The following is a 15,559-nucleotide window of genomic DNA, read 5'->3' on the forward strand; positions in this document are numbered from 1 at the left end:
GCGCTCCCCCGAACGGTCTCGCCGGCCCCCTCCGTGAAAGGGCGCCCCCATGTCCTTCAAGCGCTTCGCCGTCACCGCCGCGGCTGCGGTGCTCGCCGCCCCGCCGATGGCCGTTGCGGCCGCTTTCTCCGATCCTCTGCCGGAGTTCGTCTGCGCGACGGCGAGGTGGTGGGACGGCGGCAGCCTGACCTGGTCCGGGAGGCCGACGCCGTTCCTGGACGCCAATGGCTGTGACGGGCCCGGACCGGTCAACGGGCCCGCTCGGATCGCGGTCACGTCTTGGGGCTATGTCTTCGTCTGCCGTGTGACGATGGCCGGAGTAGGGCAGCCCAATGTGACGGGCTATGACTGCGAATTCGCCGGCTAGCCGGGAGTCTCGCCCGGCGCGGCCCCCTGCCCGGCCTTCCTCATCATCCTCATCGCCCCTGTGAGGGGCCGGCGCCCCGCCTCCAGCATGGAGGCGGGGGCGCTGTCGCTTGCGGTCGTCGACGTCGCGGAGCAGACTGAGGGGGCTCATCATCCTCAGAGGGGTCGCAGCAAGAACACCGGAACCGGCGACTCCCCGACCTTGCCTCATCACCCTTGTGAGGGTTCGCGACATGTAAGGCCAGACGCCGCCGTTCTGGTACTCGCCTCATCACCCCGTGAGGGGTCACAGCGCGCAGACGCCGTTCACGTCCCGTGCGGGACGCCGTGTCCTCATCGCCCCCACGAGGGGTCGCAACACGTCCGAGCAGGAGCCGTCTGTGGCCTGCAGCGAGACTTCCTCACATGAGGACACCCGGTCCTTCTGGACGGAGGCGTTCCCGGCTTGGCGAAGGCGCGGAAAGCGCTTGCCTCGTTCTTCCTGGTGCGTATCGTCCGCTTAGGAAAGTTTCTTACTGGAAGTGCCATTTACCTTCGGAACCGGAGGAAGCGCACATGAGAAGAAACCGGGTTACGGCCGCGTCCGCCACCGCCCTGCTCACCGCCTCCCTGCTGGTGGGCTCCGCATCCCCCGCCCACGCCACCCTGACAGGCTGCACCGCGTGGCACTCGGGTAACACCGCCTACAGCCAGTGCACGGGCGGCACGGGCCGGCAGGCGATCCACGCCGAGGGCCTGCACGTAAACCCCCAGGTGGGGTACATCTACCGCGATGGCGACCCAGTAGGGGTGGGCGAGATCTCGTCCGCGTACATCTCGGGCACCCTCCTCGGCTACAGGATCATCCTGCTCGACTGACGCGGCACTGAACGGCATGACGGCGCCCCCGCCTCCACGGAGGACGGGGGCGCACCGTTCGTCAGGCCACGGGCGCGGTCACCACATGCCGACATCCTTGGCACAGCCGCAGGAGCCTGGAACGTCGTTCGAGAGTTCCGGAGCCTCCAGGGCGGGCAACGGGACGGGACCGGTCAGCGCGAAGGCGTCCAGCCGCGACAGAGTCTCGGTGCCGGGGTCGGCTTTCTTGTAAGCGGCAGGGAGGGCGGCGGCGTGCGCACGCGACGCGGCGTCGGCCCGCTCGCCGTCGAACTCTCCGTTCGCGTCCAGTTCCCAGGCGTGGGTGCGCATCGGCATCGTGATCCGCTCATACGGCTGTCCGCGGTTGGTCCTTGGCGAAGACGTCCGGCTCATGGGGTGAGTGGTGGGGCTCCCGCCCAGTTCGGCAGTGGTTCGCATCTGCTTGCCCACTCCGGAGGGAGGAAGCCGGTGGCGCCCGAAGCCGCGACGATGCCGCCGACGATGGCGCAGGTGGTGTCGACGTCGCCGCCGGCTGTCGCGGTGGCCCACATGGCCGCTTCGAAGTCACGACGTTCGCGGGCCGCCACCCAGAGCGTGAAGGGAACCGTGTCGTGGGCGCTGACCTGTCGCCCGTTCCCCAGGGTCTGAGCGGCGAGCACGGGATCACCGATGGTGAGGAGCCTGCGGGCTTCGTCGATGCCTTCCCGGACCAGGCTCGCGGGCACATGTTCCCTGACCCTGTCGAGAAACCGCCCTGGGGAGAGGTCGGGTTCCCTGACCACCGTCGCCGAAGCCACGGCTACGGCGACGGCTCCGGCCACCGCTTCCGGGTGTGTGTGGGTGACCTGCGCCGACAGGGCCGCCTGTCGGACGACCTCCGCGAGGTCATCGGCGAGCCAGGCACCGAGCGGTGCCACTCGCATCGCGGCGCCGTTGCCCCATGAGCCCTTGCCGTCGAACAACTCAGCCGAAAGCGCCCGCCAGTCGCCGCCTTCACGGACAAGGCGAAGCATCCGGTTGGTGGCCGGGCCGTACCCGCGGTCAAAATCGTGACGGGCCGCGAAGCTCGCGGCGAGCCTGTCCTGGTCGGCGACACCGTGATCAGCCAGGACGCGGTAGATGGAGCACGCCATCTCGGTGTCGTCGGTCCACTGCCACGGGTCGGGCGGAAGCAGACGGCCGGAGAGAGCGTGACGGCTGGCCGGAACGAAGAACTGGGAGCCGAAGGCGTCGCCGAGGGCCAGGCCGTGCAGAGAGGCCGTGGCGCGCGCGAAAGGAGTGGATGGCATCCCCTTCATTGTGAGGGGTGACAGGCCGGATGTGTCCGACCGTGGGAGCGCCTGCGAACCGCCTTCGGCACTCCCAGGAGGGTTCGGCCACCTCGTCCCGGCTGACGATGCGGTTGGCGTACCGACCGGAACCTCCGGCCCATGCGGCTGCCTGCGGCCGGAGGATCCTCGGTGACCTCACGCCGTACGGCGGTGATCAACCGCAACGGTGGCGGTTGCCTGCGGTGCGGTACGGTCTGCTCTGGTCCGTAACGATCATGGTGAAACGTGAGGAAGGAGTCGTCATGGACGATGACCGGCTGCCGGACGAGGTCGTGTTGGATATGGTCGCCCGGCGGTTGACCGAGGCCACGGACAAGCCCTGGCACGTCACGGACGGCATGGTCAGAGGGTCCGGCTCGGTCGCCGTCGTGCTCGGCGAGGATCACACCGGCAGTCCCGGCCACCTTGACCTTGATTTCGTTCTCAACGTCGACCGGCCGGACGACACCACGATCAGCGACTGCGTCGCGGGGTACGGCGGCACCACCGAGGAGGCCGTGGATCGTGCGATCCAGCTCTGGCTGGGCACCACCGGCAGCGCCCTCTTCGAACTTCTCAGCCAGGACGGCTCCTTCGCCGGGCACTTCGCCGCCGACGCGCCCGACGGGTTCCCCGGCTGGCATGCCATCCACGGCGGTATCACCGGGTGGGGCACGGGCGACGACTTCCTGGCCGTCCAGCACTGGGCGGTGGACAACCCGCTTCTGCCCCGGCTGGCCCCGGTGCTGGGGAGCACGTTCGAGCGTGACCACCTGATCGGCATCAAGGCGTTCTTCGGCGGCGGCAAGGACACCGAGACCACCGAAATCCGGGTCAACGGCGTCCGTCACGAGGCGGCCTCGGAAATGCTGGCCGATCTGGACTGGCCTCGACCGGCCGAAGGTCTGTCCTACGCTCGGACGTTCGTGCTGCTCGTGCACAACGAGACCGGGTGAGAGCGGGACACCGCGGTTCTCGAACGAGAAGGCCGGCGAAACAGGTGGGACGCCCCGGCTTTCCACGCTCGGCCTGCTTCGCCGTACCGTAGATCCTTCGCGCCCGCCGCCACGCCGTACGGCACGGCATCCGCGTCCGGTTCGCCCGTGTCCTCACCGAAACCACATCCCTGGCCGGATGACCCAGGCGGAACCGCTGCGAACACGGCCAGGCCGCGGTTCACGAGGCCTGGCATCCCGAGGCCCTCGCCCGCGTCTCCGGCGGACGGACCCACGTCCTGCCGTGCCCCTCCAGCGTGTCCACGCCCCCGCCGGTGCCCGGTGTTCAGCAGGCCGGGTCGTGGCGGGTCGGGGTGAAGGCGTGGGCGACGAGGGAGCGGAGGGTTTCCAGGTCGCCGTTGGCGAAGCCCGCGGAGCGGGCCTGGATCAGGACGTTGCCGATGGCCGTGGCCTCCACGGGGCCCGCCAGTACCGGCAGGCCCGAGCGGTCGGCCGTACGTTGGCAGAGCAGCGTGTTGAGCGCGCCGCCGCCCACGACGTGGATCGTCTCGACGCCGACGCCCGAGAGGGCCGACGCCGTGCGCACGGCGTTCGCGAACGCCTCGGCCAGGCTTTCGACGATCGAGCGGGCGAACTCCGCACGGCTTCGCGGCGCGGCGACCCCGTGTTCCTCGCACCACCGCGCGATGCGCCCCGGCAGGTCGCCCGGGGCGAGGAAGCGCGGGTCGTTCGCGTCGAACACGGGCACCGCGGTCGTGACCGCGGCCGCCTGCGCGAGAAGCCCGGGCAGGTCGATCGGCGACCCGTCGCGTTCCCACCAGCGCACCGACTCCGACAGCAGCCAGAGCCCCATGACGTTGTGCAGGAAGCGCACCCGGCCGTCGACGCCGCCCTCGTTCGTGAAGTTCGCCTCGCGCGCGGCGTCCGTGGTCACCGGCCGTTCGAGTTCGACGCCGACGAGGCCCCAGGTGCCGCAGGAGATGTAGGCCGCGGCCTCGGGACGCATCGGCACGGCGACGACCGCCGAGGCCGTGTCGTGCGAGCCGACGGCCACGACCCGCGTCCCGGCGGGAGCGCCGAGTTCCGCGGCGACCTCGGGCCGCAGGCCGCCGAGCGAGGCGCCCGGCGAGACGAGGCGGGGCAGTACGGACGCGTCGAGCCCGAGCCGGTCGGCGAGTTCGCGGTCCCACTCGCCCGTCCTGACCTCCAGCAGTCCGGTCGTCGAGGCGTTGGTGCGCTCGGCGGCCTTCTCGCCCGTGAGCTGGAAGCCGACGAGGTCGGGGATGAGCAGGAGCGAGTCGGCGAGGCCGAGGCATCCGCCGGCCCGTTCGGCCGCGAGCTGGTACACGGTGTTGAAGGGCAGGAACTGCAGGCCGTTGCGGCGGTAGAGCTCCTCGAACGGCACCCGCGCGTGCACCGCCTCGACCGCGGCCTCGTTGCGTTCGTCGCGGTAGTGGAACGGCTCGCCGAGGACGCGGTCGCCGCGCAGCAGCGCGTAGTCGACGGCCCAGGAGTCCACGCCGATCGACGTGACGCCGGGCTCGCGGCGGAAGGCGTCCGCGAGCCCGTGTGTGAGGTCGCGGTACAGGCCGGTGAGGTTCCAGTGCAGGCCCGACGCCAGGCGCACGGGCCCGTTCGGGAACCTCGCGACGTGGTCGAGTCCGAGTGCGCCCGCCGCCTGGTCGACGTGCCCGACGACGACCCGGCCGCTGGTGGCCCCGAGGTCGACCGCGGCGACCGACCCGGCGGTCATCGCAGGAACGCGGTGGCGACCCCCGCGTCGACCGGGATGTGCAGGCCGGTGGTGTGGCCGAGTTCGGGGCCGGTGAGCACGAACACCGCGTTCGCGACGTGTTCCGGCAGCACCTCGCGCTTCAGGATCGTGCGCTGGGCGTAGAACCTGCCCAGGTCCTCCTCGGGGATGCCGTAGGTCTTCGCCCGGTTGGCGCCCCAGCCTGAGGCGAAGATGCCCGAGCCGCGCACGACGCCGTCGGGGTTGACGCCGTTGACCCTGACGCCGTGCTCCCCCAGTTCGACCGCGAGCAGACGCACCTGGTGGGCCTGGTCGGCCTTCGCCGCCGAGTAGGCGATGTTGTTCGGGCCGGCGAACACCGAGTTCTTCGAGGAGATGTAGACGATGTCACCGCCGAGTCCCTGCTCGATGAGCACCCGCGCGGCGGCCTTCGACACGAGGAACGAGCCCTTGGCCATGACGTCGTGCTGCAGGTCCCAGTCGGCCTCGGTCGTCTCAAGGAGCGGCTTCGAGAGCGAGAGACCTGCGTTGTTCACCACGAGGTCGAGGCCGCCGAAGGCGAGCACCGCCTCGTCGATCGCGGCCTTCACCTGGGCGGCGTCCGTCACGTTCGCCGACACTCCGATCGCGACGTCCGTGCCGCCGAGTTCGGCCGCGACCGCCCGCGCCTTCTCCAGGTCGAGGTCGGCGACGACGACGCAGGCGCCCTCGGCCGCGAGCCGGGTGGCGACGGCCTTGCCGATGCCGGAGGCCGCGCCGGTGACGAGCGCGACGCGCGTGGCGTGTGTCCTGGGCTTCGGCATCCGCCGCAGCTTGGCCTCCTCAAGCGCCCAGTACTCGATGCGGAACTTCTCCTCGTCGGAGATGGGGGCGTAGGTCGACAGCGCCTCGGCGCCGCGCATCACGTTGATCGCGTTGACGTAGAACTCCCCGGCCACGCGCGCGGTCTGCTTGTCCTTGCCGAAGGAGAACATGCCGACGCCGGGCACGAGCACGATCGCCGGGTCGGCGCCGCGGATCGCGGGAGAGTCCTCGGTCGCGTAGGCGTCGTAGTACGCCTGGTAGTCGGCGCGGTAGCGCTCGTGCAGTTCCCTGAGGCGCGTGATGCTCTCCTCGACGCTCGCCGACGCCGGAAGGTCGAGCACGAGTGGCTTCACCTTCGTGCGCAGGAAGTGGTCGGGGCAGCTCGTACCGAGCTCCGCGAGCGGCCGCAGCTTCTCTCGGGAGAGGAAGTCGAGCACCGCCTCACCGTCGGTGAAGTGGCCGAGCTGCGGCCTGTCGTGCGACGCGAGGCCGCGGATCGTCGGCGCGAGCGCGGCGGCCTTCGCGCGCCGTTCGGCCTCGGGCAGCGGCTCGTAGCCCGGTACGACCGCGCCGAACGGTTCCGGCCTGCCGTGCTCGGCGATGTACGCCGCGGCGGTGTCGATGATCCAGAGCGAGTTCCGCTCGCTCTCCTCGGAGGTCTCGCCCCACGCGGTGATGCCGTGGCCGCCGAGGACACAGCCGACCGCCTGCGGGTTCTTCGCCTTGATCTCCGCGATGTCGAGGCCGAGCTGGAAGCCCGGGCGGCGCCACGGCACCCACACGACCCGGTCCCCGAAGATCCTCTTCGTGAGCTCCTCGCCCGCGGCGGAGGTCGCGACGGCGATGCCCGAGTCCGGGTGCAGGTGGTCGACGTGCGCGGCGTCGACGAGGCCGTGCATGGCCGTGTCGATCGACGGCGCGGCGCCGACTCCGCCGTACGGCCCGCCAAGGCCGAACAGGCAGTGGTCGAACGCGGCGACCATCTCGTCCTCGCGCTCGACGCCGGGGTACACCTTCACGAGGTCGCGGAGCCGGTCGAGGCGCAGCACCGCGAGTCCGGCCTCGGTGAGGGTGCCGAGGTCACCTCCTGATCCCTTCACCCAGAGCAGTTCGACGGGCTCGCCCGTGACCGGGTCGGTCTCGGTGCCCTTCGCCGAGGTGTTGCCTCCTGCGTAGTTCGTGTTCTTCGGGTCGGCGCCGAGGCGGTTCGACCGCGCGATGAGGTCGGCGGCTGCCTGGTTCGTCATGAGTGGAGTCCTTCGGTGTGGCGGATGGTTGGTCACAGGGCCGTACGGGTTCACGCGCCCCAGCCCGCCTGTGTGCCGCCGACACGTTCCTCGGCGGTCCTGGCGAGGTAGCCCGACGCGGCGAAGGCCCTCATCGGGTCGGCGGGCAGGCCTCGCGACTCGCGCCACTCCGCGAGGGCCGGGCGCACGTCGGTGTGGAAGGCGTCCATGAGGACACGGTTGGCCTCCAGCACGTCGCCGCCGCGCTGGGCGGCGACCAGGGCCGCACGGTCGACCAGCAGGGCGCGCGCGGTCATCTCCTGCACGTTGAGCACCGAGCGGATCTGGCCGGGGATCTTGTCCTCGACGTTGTGGCACTGGTCGAGCATGAACGCGACGTCGGGGTGGTTGAGGCCGCCGCCGCGGATGACCTCGAAGAGGATGCGGAACAGCTGGAACGGGTCGGCCGCGCCGACGATGAGGTCGTCGTCGGCGTAGAAGCGCGAGTTGAAGTCGAAGGAGCCGAGTTTGCCGAGGCGCAGCAGCTGCATGACGATGAACTCGATGTTGGTGCCGGGCGCGTGGTGGCCGGTGTCGAGGCAGACCACGGCCCTGTCGCCGAGCGCGGCGACCTGGACGTAGCTCGTTCCCCAGTCGGGCACGTCGGTGTGGTAGAACGCCGGCTCGAAGAACTTGTATTCGAGCACGAGGCGCTGCCCGTCGCCGAGCCGGTCGTAGATCGTCCTCAGTGACTCGTGCAGGCGGTCCTGGCGGCCGCGCAGGTCGGCCTGGCCCGGGTAGTTCGAGCCCTCGGCGAGCCAGATCTTCAGGTCGCGGCTGCCGGTGGCGTGCATGACGTCGATGCACTCGAAGTGGTGGTCGATCGCCTTGCGCCGGATCCTCGGGTCCTCGTGGGTGAGGGCGCCGAACCTGTAGTCGTCGTCCTGGAAGGTGTTCGAGTTGATCGTGCCGAGGGCGACGCCGAGCCCTTCGGCGTGCCGGCGCAGGTCGTCGTAGGAGTCGACCCTGTCCCACGGGATGTGCAGGGCCACGGTCGGCGCGAGGGCCGTGTACGCGTGCACCTGTGCGGCGTCGGCGATCTTCTCGTACGGGTCGCGCGGCGTGCCCGGCGTCGAGAAGACCTTGAAGCGGGTGCCCGAGTTGCCGAACGCCCAGCTCGGCAACTCGATGGCCTGCCGTTCGAGCTCGGCCAGGATGTCGGGGGAGAGCGTGGTCACGGTCGTCTCTTTCTGCCGGTCGGATGCCGCCGTCGAACGGGTTTCGCGGTGGCGGGGCTTGGCCGAGAGCGTGAAGGGTAGAATTGAAACGTTTCAAACTGTAGTTACAACGACCCGGCGCGGGCAAGTCACGCCGGCCGCGGCGCGCTATCTTCTCGAAGAGTCCCGGCGATCCGGGGCCGGACCGACGCAGCGAGGGAGAACCCATGACGGTGAGCGTCCGCGACGTCGCAGCCGCGGCGTCGGTCTCGGTGGGCACCGTCTCCAATGTCCTGAACCATCCGGACAAGGTCGCCCCGGCGACCGTCGAACGCGTGCTCTCCGCGATCGAGGAACTGGGCTTCGTCCGCAACGACGCGGCCCGGCAGTTACGGGCCGGAAGGAGTCGTTCGATCGGCCTGGTCGTGCTCGACGTGCGCAACCCCTTCTTCACCGAGGTCGCGCGCGGCGCCGAGGATCGGGCCGCCGCGGAGAGCCTGACCGTGCTGCTCGGCAACAGCGGCGCGAACGGCACCCGCGAGGCGGCGTATCTCGATCTCTTCGAGGAGCAGCGGGTTCACGGCCTGCTGATCACGCCGCTCAACGAGGATCTCGCCAGGCTCGAACGGTTGCGCCGCGGCGGCACCCCGGTCGTGCTCGTCGACAGGCAGGCTCCCCCTCGCAGCTTCTCCTCGGTGGCGGTCGACGACGTCGCAGGCGGGTTCCTCGCCGCACGGCACCTGCTTGGGCGGGGCCGCCGCAGGATCGCCTTCGTGGGCGGGCCGCTGGGCATCCGGCAGGTCTCCGACCGTCTTGAGGGCGCCCGCCGCGCCGTCGCCGAGGTCGCGGGCGCCGCGATCGAGGTGGTCCCGACCGGGAGCCTGACCGTGCCGGAGGGCTGTGCCGTCGGCGAGGCCCTGCAGGAGCGCTCCCCCGCCGAGCGCCCCGACGCGGTGTTCGCCGCCAACGACCTGCTCGCGATGGGACTGCTGCAGGCGCTCATGCTGCGGGGAAGGCTCCGGGTTCCCGAGGACATGGCGCTGATCGGGTACGACGACATCGACTTCGCCGCCACGGCGATCGTGCCGTTCTCCTCGATCAGGCAGCCGGCGGCCCTGCTCGGCCGGACGGCGGTCGACCTGCTGCTCCAGGAGGCGTCGGGCCAGGGAACGGAGGAGCCCAGGCAGGTCGTCTTCCGGCCCGAACTCGTGGAGCGGGCCTCGACGCGGGCCTGATTCCGGCGACGCCACGCCGGTAAGGCGCCCGAGGCCACCAGTGACCTCGGGCCTCATGACCGGCTCACCGGTCGAGCCCGAGCAGGCGCACGCCCTCCTCGCGCATCTCGACCTTTCGGATCTTGCCGGTGACCGTCATCGGGAACGCGTCGACGACGTGGACGTAGCGCGGGATCTTGTAGTGGGCGAGTTTGCCCGCGCAGAACTCCCTGACGGCCTCGGCGGTCAGGGGGGTACCGCCCTCGCGGATGACGATCCAGGCCATGAGCTCCTCGCCGTACTTCTCGTCGGGCACGCCGACCACCTGCACGTCGGCGATGTCGGGGTGGCGGTAGAGGAACTCCTCGATCTCACGCGGGTAGACGTTCTCGCCGCCCCTGATGACCATGTCCTTGATCCGGCCGACCACGTTGACGTAGCCGTCGGCGTCCATGGTGGCCAGGTCACCGGTGTGCATCCATCGGGCGTCGTCGATGACCTCGGCCGTACGCTCCGGCTCGTTCCAGTAGCCGAGCATCACCGAGTAGCCGCGCGTGCACAGCTCACCCGGCTCGCCGCGCGGCACGGTCAGCCCGCTCTCCGGGCTTGTGATCTTGACTTCGACGTGCGGCATCACCTGTCCGACGGTCTCGGTGCGGCGCTCCAGGCTGTCGTCGAACCTGGTCATGGTCGAGACGGGCGAGGTCTCGGTCATGCCGTAGCAGATGGCGACCTCGGCCATGTTCATCTCGGTGACGACGCGCTTCATCACCTCGACGGGGCAGGGCGAGCCCGCCATGATGCCGGTGCGCAGGCTGGACAGGTCGTACCGCCCCGCGAGGGCGAGTTCGGCGATGAACATGGTCGGCACGCCGTACAGGGAGGTGCATCGTTCCTGCTGTACGGCCCGCAGCGTCGCCTCGGGGTCGAAGCCGGGCGCGGGGATGACCACGCACGCGCCGTGGGAGGTGGCGCCGAGGTTGCCCATCACCATGCCGAAGCAGTGGTAGAAGGGCACCGGCAGGCACACCCTGTCGTGCTCGTCGTAGTGGAGGAGCTCGCCGACGAAGAACCCGTTGTTGAGGATGTTGTGGTGCGAGAGCGTCGCGCCCTTGGGGAAGCCGGTCGTGCCGGAGGTGTACTGGATGTTGATCGCGTCGTCGGCGCCCAGCGAGGCCATGCGCTCGCGCAGCCGCTCCTCGGGGGCGGTCAGCGCCAGCAGCCGGTCCCAGCCGGGGTCGCCGAGGTAGACGACGTCGGCGAACCCGATCTCCTCGACCATCGCGCGGTAGTCGCTGCCCTTGTGCGTGAGCGCGCTGATGAGCAGGCGCAGTCCCGACTGCCTGACGACGTAGTCGAGCTCGTGACTGCGGTAGGCGGGGTTGACGTTGACCAGGATCGCGCCGATCTTCGCGGTGGCGTACTGGACGATCACCCATTCGGCGCAGTTGGGTGCCCAGATGCCGATCCGGTCCCCCTTGGCGATCCCGGAGGCCAGAAGCGCGAGGGCCAGCCGGTTCACGTCGGCGTCGAGCTCGGTGTAGGTCCAGCGGCGACCGGAGGGCACATCGACGAGCGCCTCGCGGTCGCCGAAGCGCCGTACGGTCCGCTCGAAGTTGTCGCCGATGGTCTCGCCCAGCAGCGGAGTCGGCGCCGCCGCGTTCGAGTAGGACTGCATGTCACAACCTCCGGTCGTCGGTGGATGCGTTGAAGATCATGGTGTGCCCGGACGGCCGGGGGCGCCGGTGCGCGTCGCGTGGGCCACGGCCCGCGGCGTGTCCGGCGCCCGGCGCCTCGGAGACGAAGGGCGGCGTACCGGGGAGGACCGGCCCGGCGGTGGTCCGCGTGATCACGCGCGGCGCCGTCCGGTCGCCGCCCCGGCGAGCGGGTCCGCGCCGCGCGTGATCCGCCACGATGGTTCTCCTAGGTGAGGTTCTTGAGGGCCTGGTTCTGCCAGGCGGTGTTGGTGGGGAGTTCGGCGGTGGCGCCGACGAACGCCCCGCGGGCCTGGGTGTCGGCCTGGAGGCGGTAGCGCAGCCAGGCGGTCACGTAGCCGAGGAAGGCCCCGCCGGTGTTCTGGATGTCGTTGTGTCCCGCGCCCTTGAGCAGTGCCTTACCCGCTCCGGCGCCCGCCTGGTCGTAGTAGCCCTGCAGGGTCCCGGCCGAGGAGATCAGCCAGTCGTCCGCGCCGCTGAGGAAGAGCACCGGGCAGGTCAGGGCGGCGACGGAGAACTCGTCTCCGGGGCCGGCCATCCACTGCGCGGGCACGGCGATCGGCACGACGGTCTTGATCAGCCCGGCCGACTTGTTGGCCGCGTTGATGGACCCGCCCGCGCCCTGGGAGTGGCCGACGGCGGCGACCTGGGCGGTGTCCAGTTTGCCGTGGAAGACGCTGGCGGGGTCGGTGTTGAGGCCGACGAGGTGCTGGGCGGCGTCGATGATCTCGGCGCCGGTGCCCGTGGTCGTGTCGGTCGAGGCGACCACGGCGAAGCCCCACGAGGCGAGGTGGTTGAGCAGTCCCGGATAGTTGTCGGGGGTGGCCCACGAGCCGTTGCCCCAGGTGACGATCGGATGGACGACGCCGCCCGCGCCCAGTGTCGAGGGGTAGTAGAGCCGGTGGCCGCCCGAGGTGCCGGTGGCGACCGGCCACGGACCCGCCGCCTTGTAGATCGTCTCGATGGTCGAGGCGGCGTTGGCCTCGGCGGTCCACGACAGGAATCCGGCCGACATGAGGCCGAGCGCCCCTGCCCGCAGGGCCTGCCGACGGGTGAAGTTCTCCATGGTCACCTCGTGGATTGTCCGGAGGCGCGAACGCCTCCAAGGAGAGGGAAATGCGATCGGTGAGTGGTGTCAAGGAACGAACACGCCCGGTGCCGGTCACGTCCAGGACACGGGCGAGGACATGTGCGCGGACTCAGGTGGGGTCGCGGCGTGAGCCGTACGGCGTGCGCGTGCGTGGTGTCTGCCGGATCTGTCCGGGTACCGCCGTCAACGGCGGTGGGCGGACGCCCGGCGCCGGCGGCGGTGCGCCGACGCACGGGCGTCCTGTCGTCCACGCTCACGCGCATCCCGGCGTGCCGGAGGCGCGCTGCTGCCGCATGGCGGTCACGTCGCCCGCGACGGCCGTCTGGGCCATCGGGCCGAGGTCGAGCACGACGTCGGTGAAGGCGAGCGACGCCTTGCGCATCACCTGCAGGTCGATCGCCTCGGGACCGAACTGCGGCGAGAACAGCGTCTTGGGCGCGGCGATGGGCGAGATGACGGGCAGCAGGTGCTGGTTGTACGGCGTGCCCTCGCCACCGAAGCTGCAGTGGCGCGGCACCGTGCCGAGGTCTGCCGCCGACAGGCCCTTGAGGATCGCGGTGCGCCTGACGTCCCAGTACTCGATGTGGCCCTTGACCAGCTCGCGCAGCGGCGTGCTCTCGCTGACGGGGACCAGCAGCAGTTCGGTGAGGTTGGGGCTGGCGACGAGCTGCTTGCCCGGCAGGCCGTTCGGCCTGGCGACCGCGTCGTAGCGCTTGGCGCCGAGGTGTTCGAGCACGACGACGGAGGAGACCTTGCCCTGGTCGTACTCGGCGTCGAGCTGGGCGGCGAGCTGGCCCGCGCCGCCCTCACGGACGTTGGGGCCGGTCAGGTGCTGGTAGAGGTGGCCGGTCACGAACGCGAACTGCACGGTGCGCGGGCGGCACTCCACCGGCAGCGACGACAGGTAACGGGCCATCTCGATCATGGTGAGCGGGCCGTTGTCCCACACCGGGCTCATGCCGTCGGTGTGGCTCTCCACGACGATCTTCTGGGCGTTCCCGCCGGGAAGCGTCGCGAGCAGGGTGCGGGTCGGCGTCGGCGTCCAGGCGGCGTTCACGGTCAGCGAGGCCTGGACCGGCTGCCCGGCGGCCAGCGCGTCCTTGATCTGCTTGCCCTGGTCGGCGCCGACGTACGCGCCCGGCACGCCGTACGGCAGGCCCTCGTAGGGGGCGTACATGTCCTTGATCTGCGCGTGCGGGAGCTGGCTGATCTCGATCACGCCCAGCGCGCCCGCCGCCGCGGCGGCCTTGAGGTCGGCGTCGGCCGCGGCCGGGGCCTCCATCGACTCCGAGCCGAGCAGGTTGATCGTGAGGCCCGGGTCGTACATGGAGTAGCCGAGGGTGGGCGGATAGAACAGCAGGTTGGGCACGTTGGTCCACGGCAGGTCCCGGACCACGATCTTCCCGGCGGCGTTGGCCGCGGTGATGTTCGTCCCCGCCGCCAGGTGGACGAGCGGGGCCGAGACGCCGCCCGAGCCGGTCGAGGAGGAGAACGGCACGGGGGCCGCGACCTGCACGGCCGTACCGCCGACGGTCAGGCCGGTGCCGAGGTTGTCCCAGCGGTCGATGGTGTAGGGCAGGGCGGAGAGCTGGATGCCGGGGATGGCCGACATCTCCTCCTCCAGCCAGTCGACGTAGTCGGCGTGCGCGGGCGAACCGGTCGGCCTGGCGCCGAACGTCGCCTGCTTGTCGGCCAGGGCGCTCAGGCGGGCCTCTGAGGCGAACGCCGCGGGGTCGACCCTGACCGGGCAGGTCACGGCGGACGGCTGGGCGATGGCCGGTTGCGCGGGCACGGCCACCAGTGGGAGGAGAAGGGCGAGGAGGGAGAGTCGTCTCACGTGGGGGGTCCTTCCATTGAATCGTTTCAACACTTGATCCGCGACAGTCCCCCCGACGTGCGGTCGGTTCTCAGGGGCGAGGCGGTCCTGTGGTTCCGCGGACGATCAGCGTGGGTGACACCGACGACGTCACCGATCGTGAGCGTCCCTCGATGCGTTCGACGAGCAGTTGCGCGGCGGTGGCCCCGATCACGTGCCCGTCCTGGTCGACACTGGTGAGTGAGATGCGCTTGAGCGAGGCGATGCCGATGTTGTCGTATCCGGCGACGGAGAGGTCCTCCGGCACCGACAGGCCCGCCTCGTCGGCGGCGCGTAACACGCCGAGCGCCGCGATGTCGGCCCCGGCGAAGATCGCGGTGGGCCGGTCGTCTCGCGCGAGTAACTCCCGCGCGCCCTCGAAGCCGCCCTCCTCGGTGAAGGAGGTGGCCAGCACGTCGTCGGCGAGTCCGTGGGCGCGCATCGCCTGGCGGTAGCCTTCGGCGCGCACCGTGTGCGGCAGTCCCTGGGCGTGGGCCCGCTCCAGGTGGGTGATGTGCGCGATCCGGGTGTGCCCGAGCCCGACCAGGTGGTCGACCACGAGCCCCGCCCCCATCACGTCGTCGTTGACGACCGCGTCGTAGGTCGTGGCCCCGCCGTGCCTGCCGACCACGACGACCGGGATGGCCGTCGCAATGGCGGCGAGTTCCGCGTCCGTCATGACCGGTGAGATCAGGATGAGCCCGCCCATGCTCCGGTCGATCATGGCGTCGGTCATCCTGGCCTGCGTCTTGGGCTCGATCCCGCCGGGCCCGAGCAGCACCTGGTACTCGGTGTCGCCCAGCCGGCCGGTGACGCCCTCGATGATGTCGGGGAAGAACGGGTTACGGGTGTCCGAGAGCATGACACCGAGGGTGTAGGTGCGTCCACGCAGGGCACGGGCCGCGGCGTGCGGGCGGTAACCCAGCTCGTCGATGGCCTGTGTCACCTTGGCCTGCATCTCCGCGCTCACGCCGTAGGCCCCGCGTACCACCTTGGACACGGCGGCCGTGGAAACCCCGGCCCGCCTGGCCACGTCGGCGATCGTCACCCGTCGGCTCGTCACGCGTCATCCTTCGCAGAGTTTTCGTAGAACGAACTACACACTTTTCTTGTGGAGGGAGGCTAGCCCGTCATTGATCCTCAGGTCTACCTCTTGACGGACGATTCTCTCGTGCCCTACCAATGGAGAACGTTC

The 15,559-nt window shown here is 70.5% G+C and carries 13 protein-coding genes; 4 read left to right on the forward strand and 9 right to left on the reverse strand.

Annotation, left to right across the window (positions count from 1 at the left end; all coding sequences use genetic code 11):
- The first annotated feature begins 49 nt into the window (after positions 1 to 49).
- Both ABZ463_RS05970 and ABZ463_RS05975 read left to right on the forward strand, forming a co-directional pair.
- Complete coding sequence (locus ABZ463_RS05970) at positions 50 to 367, forward strand: hypothetical protein (protein WP_352010637.1); 318 nt, start codon at positions 50 to 52, stop codon at positions 365 to 367.
- A gap of 554 nt (positions 368 to 921) precedes the next feature.
- Entirely contained in the window at positions 922 to 1,224 is a 303-nt protein-coding gene (locus ABZ463_RS05975; protein ID WP_352010636.1) for a hypothetical protein, read from the forward strand.
- 78 nt (positions 1,225 to 1,302) lie between these two features.
- Here ABZ463_RS05975 and ABZ463_RS05980 read toward each other — a convergent pair whose 3' ends face one another.
- Both ABZ463_RS05980 and ABZ463_RS05985 read right to left on the reverse strand, forming a co-directional pair.
- Positions 1,303 to 1,560 (reverse strand): hypothetical protein, encoded by a 258-nt coding sequence (locus ABZ463_RS05980; protein WP_362773476.1) that lies wholly within the window; start codon positions 1,558 to 1,560, stop codon positions 1,303 to 1,305.
- A 53-nt stretch (positions 1,561 to 1,613) separates the two neighbouring features.
- Positions 1,614 to 2,513: an ADP-ribosylglycohydrolase family protein gene (locus ABZ463_RS05985; protein WP_362773479.1), complete on the reverse strand. Its 900-nt coding sequence runs from the start codon at positions 2,511 to 2,513 to the stop codon at positions 1,614 to 1,616.
- A 284-nt stretch (positions 2,514 to 2,797) separates the two neighbouring features.
- Between ABZ463_RS05985 and ABZ463_RS05990 the strand changes: the two genes are divergently transcribed.
- Positions 2,798 to 3,490 carry a DUF6348 family protein gene (locus ABZ463_RS05990; protein ID WP_362773482.1) on the forward strand — a complete coding sequence of 231 codons (693 nt, stop codon included), beginning with the start codon at positions 2,798 to 2,800 and terminating at the stop codon, positions 3,488 to 3,490.
- A 325-nt stretch (positions 3,491 to 3,815) separates the two neighbouring features.
- On the opposite strand, the gene ABZ463_RS05995 is transcribed toward ABZ463_RS05990, so the two are convergent.
- From ABZ463_RS05995 to rhaI, 3 genes are read right to left on the reverse strand one after another with little or no spacing between them, the layout of a single operon-like run.
- Complete coding sequence (locus tag ABZ463_RS05995) at positions 3,816 to 5,243, reverse strand: rhamnulokinase family protein (RefSeq protein WP_362773485.1); 1,428 nt, start codon at positions 5,241 to 5,243, stop codon at positions 3,816 to 3,818.
- Positions 5,240 to 7,294, reverse strand: a complete 2,055-nt coding sequence (locus ABZ463_RS06000) for a bifunctional aldolase/short-chain dehydrogenase (RefSeq protein ID WP_362773488.1) — start codon at positions 7,292 to 7,294, stop codon at positions 5,240 to 5,242. Before ABZ463_RS06000 ends, ABZ463_RS05995 begins: the two co-directional genes overlap by 4 nt.
- 50 nt (positions 7,295 to 7,344) lie before the next feature.
- Positions 7,345 to 8,511 carry an L-rhamnose isomerase gene (gene rhaI / locus ABZ463_RS06005; RefSeq protein WP_362773491.1) on the reverse strand — a complete coding sequence of 389 codons (1,167 nt, stop codon included), beginning with the start codon at positions 8,509 to 8,511 and terminating at the stop codon, positions 7,345 to 7,347.
- Between the two features lie 206 nt (positions 8,512 to 8,717).
- Here rhaI and ABZ463_RS06010 point away from each other — a divergent pair, with 206 nt between their 5' ends.
- Positions 8,718 to 9,725: a LacI family DNA-binding transcriptional regulator gene (locus tag ABZ463_RS06010; RefSeq protein WP_362773494.1), complete on the forward strand. Its 1,008-nt coding sequence runs from the start codon at positions 8,718 to 8,720 to the stop codon at positions 9,723 to 9,725.
- A gap of 64 nt (positions 9,726 to 9,789) precedes the next feature.
- Here the strand turns inward: ABZ463_RS06010 and ABZ463_RS06015 are convergent, their stop codons facing one another.
- The 4 genes from ABZ463_RS06015 to ABZ463_RS06030 form a co-directional block, all read right to left on the reverse strand.
- A complete protein-coding gene (locus ABZ463_RS06015; RefSeq protein ID WP_362773497.1) occupies positions 9,790 to 11,382 on the reverse strand; it encodes an AMP-binding protein in 1,593 nt (530 codons plus the stop codon).
- A 245-nt stretch (positions 11,383 to 11,627) separates the two neighbouring features.
- Positions 11,628 to 12,485, reverse strand: a complete 858-nt coding sequence (locus tag ABZ463_RS06020) for an alpha/beta hydrolase (protein ID WP_352010738.1) — start codon at positions 12,483 to 12,485, stop codon at positions 11,628 to 11,630.
- A gap of 277 nt (positions 12,486 to 12,762) precedes the next feature.
- A complete protein-coding gene (locus ABZ463_RS06025) occupies positions 12,763 to 14,346 on the reverse strand; it encodes a hypothetical protein (protein WP_352010626.1) in 1,584 nt (527 codons plus the stop codon).
- Positions 14,347 to 14,416: 70 nt separating this feature from the next.
- Positions 14,417 to 15,427, reverse strand: a complete 1,011-nt coding sequence (locus ABZ463_RS06030; protein WP_352010625.1) for a LacI family DNA-binding transcriptional regulator — start codon at positions 15,425 to 15,427, stop codon at positions 14,417 to 14,419.
- Between the last annotated feature and the right edge of the window lie 132 nt (positions 15,428 to 15,559).

This window comes from Streptosporangium sp. NPDC020145 (assembly GCF_040631275.1).
Classification (GTDB): domain Bacteria; phylum Actinomycetota; class Actinomycetes; order Streptosporangiales; family Streptosporangiaceae; genus Streptosporangium.